This window comes from Nocardia seriolae NBRC 15557 (assembly GCF_007990715.1).
GTDB classification, from domain to species: domain Bacteria; phylum Actinomycetota; class Actinomycetes; order Mycobacteriales; family Mycobacteriaceae; genus Nocardia; species Nocardia seriolae.
Genome location: NZ_BJWY01000081.1, coordinates 1 through 16,716, shown reverse-complemented (window position 1 = coordinate 16,716; position 16,716 = coordinate 1). Strand labels below are relative to the sequence as shown.

The 16,716-nt window shown below is 69.3% G+C and carries 13 protein-coding genes; 3 read left to right on the top strand and 10 right to left on the bottom strand.

The window, feature by feature from the left end:
• Positions 1–6: 6 nt before the first annotated feature.
• From nbtC to NS2_RS22945, 5 genes are read right to left on the bottom strand one after another with little or no spacing between them, the layout of a single operon-like run.
• Entirely contained in the window at positions 7–3,258 is a 3,252-nt protein-coding gene (nbtC, locus tag NS2_RS22965; RefSeq protein ID WP_052086747.1) for a nocobactin polyketide synthase NbtC, read from the bottom strand.
• Positions 3,251–4,579 carry a beta-ketoacyl [acyl carrier protein] synthase domain-containing protein gene (locus NS2_RS22960; RefSeq protein ID WP_033089492.1) on the bottom strand — a complete coding sequence of 443 codons (1,329 nt, stop codon included), beginning with the start codon at positions 4,577–4,579 and terminating at the stop codon, positions 3,251–3,253. Before NS2_RS22960 ends, nbtC begins: the two co-directional genes overlap by 8 nt.
• Complete coding sequence (locus tag NS2_RS22955; RefSeq protein ID WP_033089491.1) at positions 4,576–5,331, bottom strand: thioesterase II family protein; 756 nt, start codon at positions 5,329–5,331, stop codon at positions 4,576–4,578. The genes NS2_RS22960 and NS2_RS22955 overlap by 4 nt, the downstream gene beginning before the upstream one ends.
• A 12-nt stretch (positions 5,332–5,343) precedes the next feature.
• A complete protein-coding gene (locus tag NS2_RS22950) occupies positions 5,344–6,285 on the bottom strand; it encodes a methionyl-tRNA formyltransferase (protein ID WP_033089490.1) in 942 nt (313 codons plus the stop codon).
• Between the two features lie 42 nt (positions 6,286–6,327).
• Entirely contained in the window at positions 6,328–7,620 is a 1,293-nt protein-coding gene (locus NS2_RS22945) for a SidA/IucD/PvdA family monooxygenase (RefSeq protein ID WP_033089489.1), read from the bottom strand.
• A 216-nt stretch (positions 7,621–7,836) separates the two neighbouring features.
• On the opposite strand from NS2_RS22945, the gene NS2_RS22940 reads away from it, so the two are divergent.
• On the top strand, positions 7,837–8,304 hold the full coding sequence (locus NS2_RS22940) for an MTB12 C-terminal domain-containing protein (protein ID WP_033089488.1): 468 nt from the start codon (positions 7,837–7,839) through the stop codon (positions 8,302–8,304).
• 80 nt (positions 8,305–8,384) lie between these two features.
• On the opposite strand, the gene NS2_RS22935 is transcribed toward NS2_RS22940, so the two are convergent.
• On the bottom strand, positions 8,385–10,121 hold the full coding sequence (locus tag NS2_RS22935; protein ID WP_033089487.1) for an ABC transporter ATP-binding protein: 1,737 nt from the start codon (positions 10,119–10,121) through the stop codon (positions 8,385–8,387).
• A complete protein-coding gene (locus tag NS2_RS22930; protein WP_081986119.1) occupies positions 10,118–12,064 on the bottom strand; it encodes an ABC transporter ATP-binding protein in 1,947 nt (648 codons plus the stop codon). Before NS2_RS22930 ends, NS2_RS22935 begins: the two co-directional genes overlap by 4 nt.
• Before the next feature lie 122 nt (positions 12,065–12,186).
• Here NS2_RS22930 and NS2_RS22925 point away from each other — a divergent pair, with 122 nt between their 5' ends.
• Entirely contained in the window at positions 12,187–13,143 is a 957-nt protein-coding gene (locus tag NS2_RS22925) for a pseudouridine synthase (protein ID WP_033089486.1), read from the top strand.
• Positions 13,144–13,189: 46 nt separating this feature from the next.
• Entirely contained in the window at positions 13,190–13,954 is a 765-nt protein-coding gene (locus tag NS2_RS22920; RefSeq protein ID WP_081986118.1) for a CPBP family intramembrane glutamic endopeptidase, read from the top strand.
• 134 nt (positions 13,955–14,088) lie between these two features.
• Here the strand turns inward: NS2_RS22920 and NS2_RS22915 are convergent, their stop codons facing one another.
• From NS2_RS22915 to NS2_RS22905, 3 genes are all read right to left on the bottom strand, one after another.
• Positions 14,089–14,499 carry a hypothetical protein gene (locus NS2_RS22915; RefSeq protein ID WP_033089485.1) on the bottom strand — a complete coding sequence of 137 codons (411 nt, stop codon included), beginning with the start codon at positions 14,497–14,499 and terminating at the stop codon, positions 14,089–14,091.
• 166 nt (positions 14,500–14,665) lie between these two features.
• Positions 14,666–15,664, bottom strand: a complete 999-nt coding sequence (locus tag NS2_RS22910; RefSeq protein WP_033089484.1) for a sulfotransferase domain-containing protein — start codon at positions 15,662–15,664, stop codon at positions 14,666–14,668.
• Between the two features lie 122 nt (positions 15,665–15,786).
• Positions 15,787–16,680, bottom strand: coding sequence for an MMPL family transporter (locus tag NS2_RS22905; RefSeq protein ID WP_228102523.1), 894 nt, complete (start codon positions 16,678–16,680; stop codon positions 15,787–15,789).
• Positions 16,681–16,716: the final 36 nt, after the last annotated feature.

Below are 16,716 nucleotides of genomic sequence, written 5' to 3'. Positions count from 1 at the left end.
GTCGACTTACGCCTGGCTGCCGGCCATCAACCGGACGACGTCGTCCAGCGACGCGCCGCCCAGGATCGCCGCCACCGGCAACTCCCGATCCAGCTCCACCTGCACCCGCTTGCGGAAGTCCAAGGCCTGCAACGAATCCAAGCCGAGGGCCACCAGCGGCACGGAAGTATCGAGGCCGTCGGTGTCCGCGCCCATCACCTTCCCCAGCTGCCTGCGCACCTGCTCCGCCAGATTCACGGGGCCTCGGCCCGGCGTAGCGGGATCCAGTGCCGAGCCGACCTGCCCCGACACGGAGGCAGGAAAGGTGCGCGAATGCCCAACGCCCGCAAACGATTGCGAGTCACCGGCCGTGGGTTCTCCGCCCGACCGCGAAGCTTCGCCGGGCGGCGACGCAGCCACTGCCGAGAGGTTCGAATTCACCAGGCGAGCGGCCTCTTCGGCCGCGGCGGCAACCACGACGTCATCGAGCAGCGGGCCCTGGCCGATGGCGGCCATGAGCGCTCGGACGTCGTTCCAGTCGGCGGCAGCGACCAGGCGGTTGTCCGTGCCGGAATGGTCCGCGTGCTCGGTGAATCCGAGTTCCAGCGCATCGGCGGCCCGCATCGGGGTGACACCGGCGGCCTGCACGGGGCCGGTGCCGACCGCGTGCAGTGGGCCTTCCAGATCCCAGAGGCCCCACTGCATGGCAACGGCGTCGACGCCCTGGGCGCGCAGGCGGCGGGCCAGCACGTCGAGCATCCGATTGACCGTGGCGTAGAGGATCTGGCCGCGACCACCGAAAGTGGCCGCGGCAGAAGAGCACAGCACGACCTTGCAGTCCTGGGTGCGCGGCCAGGCGCTCAGTATGTGCTCGGTGCCGTAGATCTTGGAACCGGCCATCTCCCGGAACTTCTCCGGCGTGACCTCCGCGAGTTCGGCGCGCACGTAGTTGACACCGGCGTGCACCAGGACGGTGGCCGGAACCTGCTGCCGCGCGGCCAGTTCCAGCACCGCTTCCACATCGGTGACATCGCAGGATTCGACGATGATCTCGGTGTCGCCCAGCACTCGGATCGGGCGCAGTCGACGGGACACCGCATCGGTCTCACCGGAACGGCTGAGCAGGGTTATGCGGCGCGCACCCCGGCGGGCATAGTGGGCGCAGAATTCCATGCCCAGGGTTCCGGTGCCGCCGATGATCACGACGTGCTCCAGGTCGATGTCCCGCGCCGGGCCCGGCTGTGCGGCATCGATTTCCAGGCGCTTCGCGTACACCGCGCCGTCGCGCAGGGCGAGTTCCGGCTCGTTCTTGACGTGCACCGCGCGCACCAGCGCCGCCGCCTGACTCGCATCCGCCTGCCCCACCGCGAGATCCACCCGCCGGAACGCGACACCCAGCGACTCCATCCCCAGGCAGCGGTAGCCCGCGGTGACCGCGCCGTGGAACTGGTGCGGAACCGGATCCGTCGCAGCGATCTGCTCGCCGCCCACGGTCACCAGCCAGCAGTCGGTGACACCGGCCAATTCCGGCAGCCACGACGGCTCCGCGAAGAACGCGGCGGCCTGCTCGAGTGCCTGCGGGGCTTCGATATCCGGCAGCGCGGGCAGCAGGATGACGACGGTGTCGTAACTACCGGCAATGTCGCAGTCGGCCCGGTCGACCAAGCCATCCGCCGCAGCATCCGGTTGGCTCATCACGCGTGCCGAACCGCCGTGGTTGTGGGCGGCGGTGCAGATGGCCGCGGCCAGTTCGGGGTTGCGGCCGGTGTGGTCGACCACGAGTAGGTCGCGCGGGGGGACCAGGGAGCGCTTGTCGAGGCGGATCCAGTTCTCCGCCAGGCGGTGTGGGCGGCGGTGGGTGGTTTCCGGGATCGGCTGTCCGGCGGGCGATTCGAAGGAAGCCCACAGCCGCTGCGGGTTCATGACCGTGTTGGGGAAATCGCGCAGCGGCAGGCTCACCGTGCCCTCGGTGCGCAGGGCCTGCCAGTTGTAGGCGAGGTCGTGGACGGCGACGGTGGCCAGGTTGCGGGTGAAGTCGCGCAGGGAGTCGGCGGTGCGCAGGGAGGTGCCGAGGACTCGGAAGGCGCGGGACGGCAGGGCCGGGTCCGGGGGGACGAGGCCGAGGTTTTCCTGGACCGCGAGTTGCAGGGTCGGGTGTTCGGCGACCTCGACGAAGGTGTCGATGCCGTCGACGGCGGCGGCCACGATGGCGCGGTCGAAGCGGACGCGGTTGCGCAGGTTCCAGTACCAGTACTGCTCGTGCTCGAGGTCCGGGGTGATCTCCGCGCCCAGAGTGGCTCCGTAGCACGGGATGTCACCGGCGGTGAAGGTGGGCGTGCTCATCTCGTCGCCGAGGAATTCCTCGAAGTCGGCGCGCAGCTCGGCCACGATCGAGGTGTGGGCTGGGTAGGCGACCTGAATCTCCTTGGCGAAGCGGCCCTGCGCCCGCGCGGCGGCGACCAGATCGACGATGGTCTCGCGGTCGCCCGAAATCGCCAGGATGTGCGGCGAATTCACCACCGACAGCTCGGCCCAGCCGGAGTGGCGGGCCAGCATGGCCTCCACGGCTTCGCGATCCATGCCGAGCACGGCCATCGAATAGCCGCGCGGGGAAATGCGTTCCACCAGCCGCGCGCGCTGGGTCACCGCCATGACGGCATCGCGGCGCGTCATCACCCGCGCCACCCAGCCTGCGGCCAGTTCACCCTGGCTGTGGCCGATGGCCGCCGCGGGCTCGACACCGGCCGCGCGCCACATGGCGGCCAGGCCGGTCATGTGGAACATCAACGCGGGCTGGACTTCCCACACCGTGTTCTCGAAGCGGCCTTCCTCGCCGAGCAGGTAGTGCAGCGGCTGCGCGTGGCCGTAGTACTCGCGGTGCAGTTCGGCGCAGGCGTCGACCTCGTCCCGATACGCCCGGGAGAGCCCGTAGTACAGCTTGCCCATGCCGGGCCGCTGACTGCCCTGGCCCGGGAAGACGAAGCCGACCCGGCGCGCGGTGGCCGCACCCAGGCCGCTCACCACGGCGGGATGCTCGGCGTCGGCGGCGATCGCGTCGAGCGCCGACAGCAGCTCGTCGCGGCCGGACACCATGGCCAGCGCCCGGCGGCGGCGGGCGGTGCGGGTGCGGAACAGCATGTCCGCCACCCGATTCGGCGTCACTTCGGGGCGATCGGCCAGGTAGCGGGCCAGCTGGGCGGCCTCGGCGCGCAGCCCGCCGGGGGTTTCCGAGGACAGCAGTACCGGAATGGTGCCGTCGGGGAGCCGGTATTCAGACATGGAGATCCTCCAGGACGGGCTCATGCACGACGGGCATGGCGAGCACCGCGTGCGCATTGGTGCCCGCCACGCCGAATGACGAGACGGCCCCGTAGCGGACGCCGTCGAGCGGCTCCCACGGGGTGAGTTCGGTGGCCAGCCGCAGGCTGGTGGCATCCCAGTCGACCTTGTCGGTGGGATTGTCGGCGAACAGGGTCGGGGCGATCTGCCCGTACCGTCCGCACAGCAGCACCTTGATCAGGCCCAGCATGCCCGAGGCCGCCTGGGTGTGACCGATATTGGATTTCACCGAGCCCAGCAGCGGCCCAGTCACCCGCTCGGGCGCACCGTAAGCGTTTGCGAGAGCGGTCAATTCGAGTGGATCTCCGACCGGGGTGCCGGTGCCGTGGCCTTCGATGAGTCCGACGGCGTCGGGTCCGATACCGGCGGCCTCGAGCGTCTTGGCGATGAGCCGCTGCTGCGCGGTCGAACTCGGCACGGCCAGGGGCGCGCCCTTGCCATTGTGGTTGACCCGGGTGCCCAGCACCCGCGCGTAGACGTGATGGCCCAGGACCCGCGCCCGCGATTCCCGTTCCAGCACAACGACACCCGCACCCTCGCCCCACAGGGTGCCGGTGGCGTCGGCGGCGTAGGCCCGCAGGTGGCCGTCGGCGGCCAGGGCATTGTTCTTGGAGAATTCGTAGAACGCGGCGGGTGAGCCCATCACGCAGACGCCACCGGCCAGCGCCCACTCGCATTCGTCATTGCGAATCGCGTTGGCGGCCAGATGCAATGCGGTGATCGAGGACGCGCAGGCGGTGTCCACGCTCATCGACGGCCCGATCAGCCCGAGGCCGTGCGAGATGCGCCCGGCCACCGCGCCCAGCGCGGTACCGGTCACCCGGTAGCCGCTGTAGTCGGTGACCGCCGCGGAGACCGGACCGTACTCGTTGATGGACGCGCCCATGAAGCAGCCCACCTCGGCACCGTCGAGGGACCCCGGGTTGATGCCCGCGTTCTCCAGCGCCCGCCAGGCCACCCGCATGCCGACCCGCTGCTGCGGATCCATGGAGACGGCCTCGCGCGGCGTGATCCCGAAGAACATCGGATCGAATTCCGTTGCCCCGTCCAGGAATCCACCGGCGTCCGGCACCCGACTCCAGCCGTCGACGGCGTGCAGCGAGAGCAGCTGTTCCACCGGCCATTCCCGGTCACGGGGAAACGCGCCGATGAGCTCGCGGCCCTGCGAGAGCGCCGACCAGTAGGCGGGCAGCGTCTCCACGCCGCCCGGCGCCTCGATCGCCATGCCCGCGATCACGATGGGATCCGCCACGCCGCTCACCCGACCGAATTCAGGGTCGGCACCAGCAGTTCGGCGATGCCCTCGGTGTGCTCGTTGAGATAGAAGTGCCCGCCGTCGAAGACGGTCACGTCGATCTCCTGCGCACTGTGGTTCGCCCAGCCATAGAGGTCGCGCGGGGTGACGAACGGGTCCTCCGCACCGCCGAGCACCTGAATCCTGGCCTGTACCTTGATATCCGGCGCGCACGAGTAAGCGTCGAAGGCCCGGTAGTCGGCCTTCACCACCGGCAGCGCCATGCGCATGACCTCGCGGCTGCCCAGCACGTCCGCGCCGGTGCCGTCCAGGCGGCCCAGATGATCGAGGATCTGCTCGTCCTCGGTGGGATGCGGCGGCAGCTCGGCGGCCCGGCCCGGCGACACCGCCGCCGACGGGGCCAGCAGCCGCACCTCGCGGCCCGCGGCCTCGGCGGCCCGCACCAGCTCGAAGGCCACCATCGCGCCCATGCTGTGCCCGAACACGGTCAGCGGCAGCCCGCGATCATGCTCGGAGGCAACATAATCCGCGAAAGCGCCCGCCGCGATATCGGCCAGCGTGGTGAGCGCCGCCTCCCGCGCCCGGTCCTGACGGCCCGGATACTGGAACACCACGACGTCGAACCGGTCGCTGAAGATCTTCGAGAACGCCCGGTAACTGGACGCGCCCGCACCCGCGTGGGGGCAGATCAGCAGCGGCGGAAGGCCCGCCGCCGCGGGTTTGTGGAATTGCCGGACCCAGCCGAGCTGTGCTGCCATGACGTGAAGCTCCTACTCCGCCGAATCGGTGAGATAGCCGCCGCGGGCGAAGAATTCGGCGGCCGCGTGTTCCTGCCCGTCGGCCGTGCGGACCCGGGTGACGACCAGGGCCCGATTGCCGCCGCGGAACGCCTCCGGACCGCAGACCACGGCCGCGCCGCCGTCGAGCACCACGACCCGTCCGGGCGTTCCGCCGCAATTGAATTCCGCGACCCGGGCGGCGAGCAGCTCGATGCGCTCGCCGCGGTAGAACGTGAAGGCGGGCGGGTACGGCGCGGACAGGGCGCGCACGAAACGCTCCAGATCCACCGCGGGCCAGGACCAGTCGACGCGGCTGTCGCGATCGGCGCGCTTGTGGAAGTAGGTGCGCTCGGCCGGGTCCTGCGCACGCCACACGGCGGTGCCGGACTCGACGGCGTCCAGCGCCTCGTTCACCGCGTCGGGGATGAGTTCCATTCCGGCCAGCACCAATTCGGTGCCGGTGACGTCGGGACCGATGGGCAGTCGCTTCCGCACCAGGATGTCGCCGGTGTCGAGGTTCTCGTCCATGCGGTGCACGGTCAGCCCGGTCTCGGCCGCGCCGCTGATGAGCGCCCACAGCACCGGGGAGAAGCCGGTGAACTCGGGCAGCAGCGAATCGTGCAGGTTGAGGGTGCCGTGCGGGGGCAGGTTGTACAGCTCCTCGGGCATCCAGGTGTACCAGCTGTTCACCACGATCACGTCCGGCTCGGCCCGCTTGACCAGGTCGATGGTCTCCGCGTCGGCGCGCTCGGTGAGGTGCACCGGAATCCCGTGCTCGCGGGCCAGCTCCTCGACCGAATCCGACCACATGGCCTTGTAGGTGGACTCCGCGGCCGGGTGGGTGACCGCCAGCACCACCTCGTGGCGCGAATCGATCAGGGCCTGCAGGGTTTTCCGGCCCCAGGTCTGGAAGCCGAACGAGACGATGCGCATTGAACCGAACCTCATCTTTGCTCGAAGTAAGCTAAGCCTAACCTATTTCTCAATCCGATTGGTGGCCGCACCCACCCCGGCCGGTCGGCGCCGGTTTTCGGGCGCGCGGGCCAGCACCCGGTCCGAAAGTTCGCCCAGGCAGCTCAGATTGGGGAAGCCCGGGCCCTGGGCCAGGGCCGCCAGATTCGGCAGGTAGAGCGTGGCCTCGAGACCGGTGACGGCCAGGTCGTAGCCGATGGCGGCCTCCAGCCGCGCCTGATCCACCGGCCCGCCGACCGCCAGTTCCAGCAGGTCCGCGGCATCGGTGTCGAAAAGGTCCAGGAACCACAGCGATTCACCGCCGGTGGCGTCCACCACCAGATCGAAGGTGTGCAGCTGGTCGGTCCGGGTCTCGTTGCGCAGGGTCAGCGCCACCGCCTCGTCGCGCGCGGCCACCCGGACCACGCGGCCCTGCAGATGGTGCACGCGGCTGTCGGCGAGCAGGCGCTCCTGCACGCGCACCGAGAACACGCCGCGATCGGTGCGGCGGATGACGTCCCGGCGTTCGGCCATGCTCAGCGCGGGCCACTTCACCGGATCGCTGAACAGCGAGTTCTCGAAATAACTTTCGCCGCGGGTGTAGATGGTGGCCTTGGGCGAGATCACCGAGACGGTCAGCACATCGTGGCGGACCAGCTCGTCCATGGCCGAACCCGCCGTCTCACCGCCGCCGATCACCGCGGCCCGCGAGGACACCGGTAGCTGACGCTTGGCGGCCAGATCCCAGAACTCGGCGATGCTCAGCACCCGCGGGTGCTCGGCCAGCGCGCGGCGGCTGTTGCCCGGACCGGTGATCATCAGCCGGTCGGCGTCGAGGGTGCTCAGCGCGCCGTCGGCGTCGGCCACGGTGACCAGCCAGCCGTCGGCCGCCGCGGAAATCGTTCGGACCGTACCCATCACGACCTCGACGCCGGTGCGGCGCGCGACCCACTGCAGATAATCCGCCCAGCTGGCGTGCTGCGGGCTGGGGCGGCCACGGTCGACCCACTCGGCGTAGGTGCCGTGCTCGACCAGGTAGGCGGTCCAGCTGAAGGCCCGCATGGCCGCGTCGATCTCGCGATTGCGCCCGCGCGCCCAGTTGGAGTGGTACGGGAAGCCGACATCCTTCTCCGGGCTGGTGCCCAGGCGGTGGCGGCCGTCGGTCCAGCCGCCGCTGGGCAGCCAGTTGCCGCCCACCGCATGGGATTCGACGATCACCACGCGCGGCGCGGGCAGGCCGAGTTCCCGCAGCACGTGCGCCTTGGCGGCCACGGCCATGGCCTTGGGGCCGGCTCCGACCACGAGAAGTGTGTCCACAGATGCTCCTGCTCTCCCGACAATGTGATGGCAGCCACTTCGCAGCTACCCTGACGGCGGACCGGGCGAAAAGGCCGATCCGGGAACGGGATCGGGTGACGCACTTCCAAACCGTAGGGTCTTATGTTTGCATAGGCTTACCTTATATTGGTTGGGTCCCGGTTCCAGCGCAAGCCCGTGGATCGGACACCTGACCGAAAACGATTGGAAATTCGAATGAACAAGTCCATGCGCCGGATCGCGGCCGCCGCGGTCGCCCTGACCGCCGTCCTCGGCGGCTCCGCCGCCACCATCTCCCCGGCCTCCGCGCTGCCGGTCGTCGCACCGATCAAGGCCGCGAATCCCGGTGTGGGAGACCTGCAGTCGAAGCTCGCGCTGATTCTTAACACCGGTGCCTCGCGCTCCGCGCGCGCCAACGAGCTGGAGGCCGGCGAGGCCGGGCTGCCGCTCATCGACCAGGTCGGCACCGTCATCGCCGCCGCCCCGCCGAGCTTCAAATGGTCGGTGCTGGGACCGGTGAACGTCTCCGGCGACACCCTCACCGCCGGTCTGCAGACCTCCATCGACGGCTTCGATCCGTGGAACTGGACCCTCACCTGGCGTGAGATCGACGGCACCTGGAAGCTGACCCGCGACTCCGAGTGCACCGTCGCGAGCATTGCCATGGTGCCCTGCAGCCTCTGAAACACCGCCCCGCAGGCCAAATTCAGAGATAGCAGCGAATCCCGGGCATCCGATCGGATGCCCGGGTTTCGCGTACCGGTTCAGACCGCCGCGGAGGCCAGCCGCCAGCCCGAGGCCCGGGTGCGCTCGTTCCAGAAGGCGGCGTAGCGGCCGTCCAGGGCGAGCAGTTCGGCATGCGTGCCGCGTTCCACGATGCGGCCACCGTCCATGAACAGGATCTGGTCGGCGTGCGCGATGGTCGCCAGGCGGTGCGCCACCACGAGAACCGTTCTGCCGCGTGTGAGTTCGTGCACACCGCGCACCACCACCGCCTCGTTGTGCGGATCCAGCGCGCTGGTGGCCTCGTCGAGCAGGACGATCGGGGCGTCCTTGACCAGGGCGCGGGCGATCGAAACCCGCTGGCGCTCACCGCCGGACAGGGCCGAGCCGCCCTCACCGACCGTGGTCTGCCAGCCGTCGGGCAGGCGCTGTGCGATCTCGTCCACCCGGGCAACCGCTCCGGCGCGCAGCACTTCCTGATCGGAGGCGTCGGGGCGGCCCGCCCGAATGTTCTCCAGCACAGAGCGATCGAAGAGATAGACGTTCTGGAAGACCAGCGCCAGCTGGTTCAGCAGCGTCTCCGACGGCTGGTCGCGCACGTCGTGGCCGCCGACCGCGACGCGACCGGAATCGGCGTCGTGGAAGCGGGCGGCCAGCCGCAGCAGCGTGGATTTGCCCGCGCCGCTGGGGCCGACGATGGCGGTGGTCGTGCCGGGCTCGGCGGTGAACGTGACATCGCTCAGCACCGGCTTGCCGGGGCCGTAACCGAAGCTCACGCCGTCGAACTCGATCCGCGCCGCACCGGGCCGCACGGGTGAATCGGGCTGGGGCAGCGCCGGTTCCGACAGCAGCGCGGTCACCCGGTCGGCGGCCGCGGCGGCGGTCCGCAGCGCACCGCCCAGCTGCGCGGCCTGGGTCAGCGGTTCGATGAAGCGGGAGCTCACCGCGATGAGCGCGATGGCCGCGGCGGCCGAGATGGCGCCGTCGGTGGCCCGGCCCACCACCAGGTAGACCAGCACCAGGAAGATCGCCTGCACCACCAGCGAGAAGACGATGAGTCCCGGCACGGCCGCGACCAGCAGGCCCGAGGCCGCCTTGCGCTGCCGCGCCAGGGCCGCGTCCAGGGCGCGATTGCCCGCGCCGACCGCACCGAGGGAACGCAGCACCGGTTGGGCCTGAGCGAATTCCAGCACCCGGGCATTGGCCTCCGCGGCGGCCTCGTGCATGCGCTCGTCCGCACCGGCATAGGAGCGGTTGGCCCACAGGTTCACCGCGAACAGCGCCGGGGCGGCCACCAGCATGGCCAGCGAGATGCGCCAGTCGACGAAGAGCATGCCGACGGCGACGCCGAGCGGAACCAGCACGCCGGTCAGCATTTTCGCCAGCAGGTAGGCGATCAGACCCTGCACCTCGCGCACGTTCTCCACCACGACGCGCGAGAGCTCACCCGCGTGCCGATCGTCGAACCAGCCCAGCGGCAAGGCATTCAGCTGATCCCCGAGCCGCGTCTGCAACCCGTGCTGCATGCCGACGCCGATGCGCAGCCCGAGCACCGATTGCAGGTACCCGAACACCACGACGGCCGCCACCGCCAGCACCAGCCACAGCGTCCACCACCAGGCGCGGTCGAGATCGTCGTCGAACAGGGCCTGCAATACCGGCACCAGCAGCACATAGGCCACGGCCTGTGCCAGCGCCTGGCACACGATGGACAGCAGCAATCGCGGTGTCAGCCTGGCATATTCGGCCGGGACCAGGCCCAGCACCTTGCGAATCATCGGCTTTCCTCCTTGCCCGCCTCGGTTGCCACCCCTGCGGCAACCGCTCCGAGTCGATCGTCCGCGCCGCCCTCCGCGTCCGCGATCGAGTTCAACGCCGCGGCATTGATCTCCCACAGGCGCTGGTACAGGCCGCCTGCGGTGTGCAGGGTGGCGTGGTCGCCCTGTTCGACCAGTGTTCCGTTCTCCAGCACCAGGATTCGGTCCACGGCGGTGATGGTGTGCAGGCGGTGGGCGATCACCAGGACGGTGCGCCCGGCCACCAGTTCGGCCAGGGCGTCCTGGACGGCGGCCTCGGATTCCGGGTCGGCGAAGGCGGTGGCCTCGTCCAGCACCAGGACCGGAGTGTCGGCGAGCAGGGTGCGGGCGATCGAAAGACGTTGCGCCTCACCGCCGGAGAGGATGGCGTCGACACCGATCTCGGAGTCGTAGCCGCGCGGCAGGGCCAGGATGCGCTCGTGGATGCGGGCGGCGCGGGCCGCGCGCTCGAGGTCGGCGGCAGCCGCGTCGGGCCGGGCCAGGCGCAGGTTGTCGGCAATGGTGCCGCGGATCAGGCGGACGTCCTGGAAGACGAAACCGACGGTGCGATACAGCTCGTCGCTGGGAATGTCTCGAATATCGCGGCCGCCGATGGTGATCCGGCCCGAGTCCACGTCGTAGAAGCGGGGCAGCAGTTTGGCCAGCGTCGACTTGCCGGACCCGCTCGGGCCCACCAGGGCCGTCATGGTGCCGGGGGCCAGTTCGAGGTCGAGCCCGCGCAGCACCTTGTGGTCGGCGCGGTATCCGAAGCTCACGTCCTCGAAGCGGATCAGGCCCGCCGGAGCCTCGACCGGCTCGGATTCGCCGGAGCCGGAGGCCAATTCCGCGGTCTGCTGCAACTCGTGCAGCCGCAGTGCGGCATCACCGGCCGTGCGCAGCGCCTGCGCGCCGTAGCCCAGCCCCAGCAGGGAACTGCCCAGGCCGAGCCCGACCAGCAGGAACGGCAACAGGTCCAGCGGCTCCAGCCAATCCAGGCCGACGCCCGCGAGACCCGCGACCACGATCAGCAGCATGACGAACACCGGCGCGACCACGGTGTCCGAGATCGACTGCACGGTCATGACCGGCATCTTCATCCGGCGCAGCCGCTCGGTCTGCTCCTCGACCGCGTCACGGAACTCGCTGTGCGCCTTGCCCGCCCGGCCGAAGGCCCGCACCACCTGAATGCCGTCCACGAATTCGACGGTGGCCGCGCGGGTGCGCTGCTCGGCCGCGTTGTAGGCCGAAAGCCGTTCGCGGCCGGGCTCATCCAGCATGGCGCGCATGCACAACGCGTAGATCACCAGCGGGAGCAGCAGCACCAGCGTCAACCGCCAGTCCACCGTGGCCAGATAGACCAGCGTCACCAGGGGGACGGTCACCGAGCCGATGAAGTCCAGCCGGGCGTGCGCCACCAGATAGTGCAGCGCCTCCACATCGTCCTGGAGGTACTTCTTCACCTCCGATGAACTGCGCGCCCCGAACCAGCCCAGCGGCACCCGGGTCAGCTTGTCGGCGAGCAGTCGGCGCAGGCTCAGCTGATAGCGGGCGTCCACCGCGTGCGACCAGGTCAGCGCGGTCGCCTGGAGAACCGCGCGGGCCACCAGGACCAGCACGGCGATAAGCAGCAGCCGCCACACCCGGTCGGTGTCGGGCGAATCCCGCAGCAGCTCACGGCAGGCCGACACGATGAGCAGGAACGGCAGCACCGAGCACAGCGCGGCCACCGCCGTGATCAGCCCGGCGATCGTCAGCGCACCGCCGACCGGAGCCAGGATCTCCTTGCGCGCAGCGGCTTCTCGTTGCCGACGAGCCTTCGCCTCGGCCTTCGAATCGGCCCGCGCGTCCGGCCCTCCCCCGTCGGCTGCCGCCGGGCCCGGGTCGATGGCGTTCGCCTCGACCGCGGGCGGTGACTCGACCGTCATCAGTCCGCCTCCCACCTTCGTCCGCCCGGCGCTCCCACGAGCACCGGCGAGAAGATAGGTTAGGCTAACTTTTGCTTGGCGGCCATACCGACGGGTCAGCGCGGCACCGTAGGGTTTGGCGAGTGAGACGCCGTCAGCAGCCCCCGCTACCCAAGCGGCACGGACTGGATCCGGCCCGGTTGCGACTGCCCGAGGAGGGCGACTGGGCGACCATCCGCGACCACCTCGTCGAGCGATTGCCGCGCGTTCGCCCCGAACGTATCGACGAGTTGCTGCGCGAGGGCGGCCTTGTCGATCTGTCCGGGCCCATCGCCCTCGACACCCCGTACGCGCCCGGCGGCGCGGTGTGGTTCCACCGGGACCTGCCCGACGAGACCGAGGTGCCCTTCCCCATCGGCATCATCCACCGCGACGACGACATTCTGGTGGCGGACAAACCGCACTTCCTGTCGACCATTCCGCGCGGGCAGCACATTCTGCAGACCGCCCTGGTGAAACTGCGCCGCGAACTCGACCTGCCGGACCTGGTCCCGGCGCATCGGCTGGACCGGGTCACCGCCGGGCTGGTGCTGTTCATCGTGAATCCGGCCCGGTGCGGGGCGTATCAGACCATGTTCCACAACCGGCTGGTGCACAAGGAATACGAGGCCATCGCCCGCTTCGACCCCGAACTCGAGCTGCCGCGCACGGTGCTCAGCCGGATCGTCAAGGAACGGCAGGTGCTGCGGGCCTACGAGACCGACGGCGAACCCAATGCCGAGACCTTCGTCGAACTGCTCGAGCACCGGAACGGATTGGGGCGCTATCGGCTGCGGCCCCGGACCGGACGCACCCACCAGATCCGGCTGCACCTGAACGGCCTCGGCATCCCGATCCTGGGCGACGACTTCTATCCCGAGCTCACCGACAAACCGGTCGACGACTACACGCGCCCGCTGCAACTGCTGGCCTCGGCCCTGGAATTCACCGACCCGATCACCCGGGAACCACGCCGGTTCCAGACCGCGCGCACGCTGCACGCCTGGAACGATCCCGAGGGCTGGGCGCACGGCGACCGCCCGGCCGCACAGCGGGATTAACCACATTCGAAGCGGATTCCAAGAATTCGCTCGTACACTGGCCAGGATGTCTCGATACGATAACGGTGCGGTCGCGGTGCTCGATGATCCGCCCACTCCCCCCGGTCACAAGCTGCACGCCTACGTGGATGTCGCGGTCGTTGTCGTCGTCCTCACCGGCACGAACCTCATCGCGCACTTCACCAACAGGTGGGCCAGCATCCTCTCGGTGCCGATAGCCGCCGTGGTGCTCGTCGCGCTGGTTCGCCGCCGCGGACTGGGCTGGGCGGAACTGGGACTCTCGCCGCGGCAGTGGCGGCGCGGATCGCTGTGGGCGCTGGCCGCGGTGGGCGTGGTGCTGGCGGCGGTGGTCATCGGGGCGGCGCTGCCCATCACCCGGCCGTTCTTCCTGAACGACCGCTATGCCGCCATCTCCGGGGCGCTCATCGCCTCCATGGTGGTGATCCCATTGCAGACCGCCATCCCCGAGGAGCTCGCCTTCCGCGGCGTCCTGCACGGCACCCTGGACCGGGTGGCCGGGGCGCGGGGCGTATTCGCGGCCGGGTCAATGCTTTTCGGGCTCTGGCACATCGCCTCGTCGCTGGGTCTGACCAGCGGCAACAAGGGGCTGACCGGATTCCTCGGGAGCGGACCGGCCGGACAGATCCTCGGCATCGGGCTGGCCGTCATCGCGACCGCCGGGGCGGGCGTGGTCTTCACCTGGCTGCGCCGGCGCAGCGGCAGCCTGCTCGCGCCCATCGCACTGCATTGGGCGGTGAACGGAGCGGGCGCGCTGGCCGCGGCCGTCGTCTGGCACGTGACCGTGCACTGACTTCGAAATCCGTACGCCGACTTCGGCGGAAAAGGGGGGCCGGCTGACCTGGGAACAGAGGATTATGGTCAGCCGGCCCGGGACGGTTCGGCGGGCCGGGCCGCACCGAACCGAGTCTCGGAGGAACCCGGCGGTCAGGAACCCAGGAAGCCCAGCGGACCCGCGCCACAGGTGGCACTGCCGGTCAGAGTGGGCTCGAGGACATTGACCTTCAGTTCCCAGGCCGTGCCCTGCAGGGTCGACAGGGTGTGGGTGCCCGCGCTGTGCGGGGTCCACTGAATGGTCGCCTTGCCATTGCTCGGGGTGATCGGACTGCCGCCGATGACCAGGCCGTTGTCGTAGAACCAGGCCTGAATCCAGCTGTCGTAGCTGGCGGTGACCTGGTAGACGCAACCCATGTAGACATTGCGGGCATTGACCGACAAGCCGGTGGGGACCGCCGAAGCGGTGCCGGCGGTGATGGCCACCGCACAGGTCAGTGCGCCCAGGGCGGTCGCGCCCACACCGGCGCGCCGGGCGATCCGTTCATGCACGGACACAGTCATTTTCGTTGTACTCCTCGGTGCCGGACCGCTGCTGCGTTGCGGTCCGGGCGAACTGTATCGCTTGTCCAGTTCACCGCGTGGCACTTTTGGGAAAATACTGAAACATGTTTCGGTCAGAACTGCTCCCGGGCAGGTCGGAGCCCTTCCCGGGAGCAGTCCCGGGCGATCAGACCGGGTTGTTCCAGCCCAGATCACGCTCCAGCAACTCGAACAGCAGCTCATTGTGCGGCCGGTAGAACTGGCGCAGCCGCGCCATCGACTCGGCCTCCGCGGGCGGGAACTCGAGCGGATTGCGATTGAGCACCGCCGCGTGCGGCCGCGGCGGGATCGCGGGCAGGCCCAGGAACTCGTGGATGCCGCACACCGTCTTGGTGACATCGGCGAAGAAGTCCTCCGCCGCGACCACATGGACATTCCCGCGACCGTAGGTGTCGAGCCAGCGCCGCGCCGAATTCACATAGATGCCCGCGGCCAGCATGGGCATGGTCGGCAACATGGTCGGCGGTAGCGGTCCGGGAAAGGCGTCCAGCGCCAGCGCGACGTACTCGGCGAAGCTCTCGCCGTATCGCATTGCGCGCAAGCCGTTCTCGCCGCTGAGAAACAGATCCCACTTGTAATGCGAATACGCCCGCTGCGCCGGATCCCGCAGCACCAGAACGACCTTAGCCTCCGGGCTGGACTCGTGCAGATTGTCGATGAGCGGCAGATCGTGCAGCAGCGGATCGAAATGCCCGACCAGCGCCCGGCCGGTGCGCGCCGCCACCTCCGACTTCTCCTTCTCGGTCGGCAGATACGGCCCCCACGCGGCCGGGACGCCGTGCCCGATCTCCTTCGTCAGCGGCGCGACAATGCTCGGGTGCTGCATGAGATAGGCGGCCAGATCGGTGGTTCCGCTCTTCAGCGCGCCCACACAGGTGAAATCCGGGAGGGCGCGCTGCCCGCCGAAACGGGAGCGCCACCACAGTCGCAGCGGCGGCACCGCACCGAAATAGTGTTCCAGCGTCAGATAACGCCAGCCCAGCCGCAGACTCCGCATCGGATGCGAGAGATGACTCTCGTTGCGGTACCGCTGCAATTGCCACTGTTCGAAGACCTGGAAACCCTCGGTATACCGATCGCCACCGGTATCGGGCTCCTCCCGAACATTGTGAATCGATTTCGTCATTTCGATATCCCCTCGTTCAGATCCCGCTGCCACCGGGACCATGTCGAATACCGTAACAACAAGATCGGCCCACTTCTCGAAAGGAGAAGTGGGCCAACCTATTCGGAAACACATTCGAAACTTCAGCGTTTCGCGGCGTCACTCATCACGTCGGCGGACGCCCATTCCGAATTCCGATCCGGCGGCTGCCGATCGGCGTCGCCGCCGTGGCCGGGCCACCAGGCGCGGCGGCCGATCAGGGCGGTCACCGCGGGGGTGAAGAACATCGCCATGACGAAGGCCGCGATGGCGATGCCGACCGAGATGGCGAAACCCATCGAGGTCAGAACGGTGTTGCCCGCCAACATCATCGAGGCGAAGGTGCCCGCCAGGATGACACCGGCCGCCGCCACCGTCGGACCCGTGTGCCGCAGCGCCAGGGCCGCGGCGCGATGCGGATCGCGCCCCTCGCGCGCCTCCTCCCGCAAGCGGGCGACCATGAGGATGTTGTAGTCGGTGCCGAGCGCGACCACGAACAGATACATGATCAACGGGAGCGTGAAGATCAGACCCGAATTCCCTTGCGCGTGCTGGAAAACCAGCACCGCCGAGCCGAGTGTCGCGGCGAAGCCGAGGAACACCGAGGCCATCAGGTACCAGGGCGCGACCAGACTGCGCAGCAACAGCGCCAGCACGATCATGATGAGAATGCCCGCGACCGGGAACACCACCGTGTAGTCACGGTTCATGGCGTGCTGGAAGTCGACGAACACCGATGTCATGCCGCCCACCACGGCCGAGGTGCCGATCGGGGCCGCCGCGTGCGCGGTGTCGCGCAGCGGACCCTTCACGGTCTCGAGGGCCGCGTCGGATTCCGGCTTGTCGGCAAGCGTCACTTGGTATTCGGCCACCGTCTTGTCGGCCGAGAGCGCGGGCTGCGGGCCCACCTCGCCGACACCCGGGACACCGCGCAGCGCGGCCCCGAAGGTGTTCGGCTCGTCCGCGTTCAGCGCACCGTGCTGGCTGCGCAGGTACACCTGCGAGGGCTGGGTGGCGGTCAGCCGCTAGTGTCG

Excerpts from the sequence above, each read along its gene's own strand:
- NS2_RS22940 (WP_033089488.1), top strand. The coding sequence starts at position 7,837 with ATGAACAAGTCCATGCGCCGGATCGCGGCCGCCGCGGTCGCCCTGACC.
- NS2_RS22950 (WP_033089490.1), bottom strand. The coding sequence starts at position 6,285 with ATGCGCATCGTCTCGTTCGGCTTCCAGACCTGGGGCCGGAAAACCCTG.
- NS2_RS22955 (WP_033089491.1), bottom strand. The coding sequence starts at position 5,331 with ATGGCAGCACAGCTCGGCTGGGTCCGGCAATTCCACAAACCCGCGGCG.
- nbtC (WP_052086747.1), bottom strand. The coding sequence starts at position 3,258 with ATGTCTGAATACCGGCTCCCCGACGGCACCATTCCGGTACTGCTGTCC.
- NS2_RS22935 (WP_033089487.1), bottom strand. The coding sequence starts at position 10,121 with ATGATTCGCAAGGTGCTGGGCCTGGTCCCGGCCGAATATGCCAGGCTG.
- NS2_RS22915 (WP_033089485.1), bottom strand. The coding sequence starts at position 14,499 with ATGACTGTGTCCGTGCATGAACGGATCGCCCGGCGCGCCGGTGTGGGC.
- NS2_RS22930 (WP_081986119.1), bottom strand. The coding sequence starts at position 12,064 with ATGACGGTCGAGTCACCGCCCGCGGTCGAGGCGAACGCCATCGACCCG.
- NS2_RS22920 (WP_081986118.1), top strand. The coding sequence starts at position 13,190 with ATGTCTCGATACGATAACGGTGCGGTCGCGGTGCTCGATGATCCGCCC.
- NS2_RS22910 (WP_033089484.1), bottom strand. The coding sequence starts at position 15,664 with ATGACGAAATCGATTCACAATGTTCGGGAGGAGCCCGATACCGGTGGC.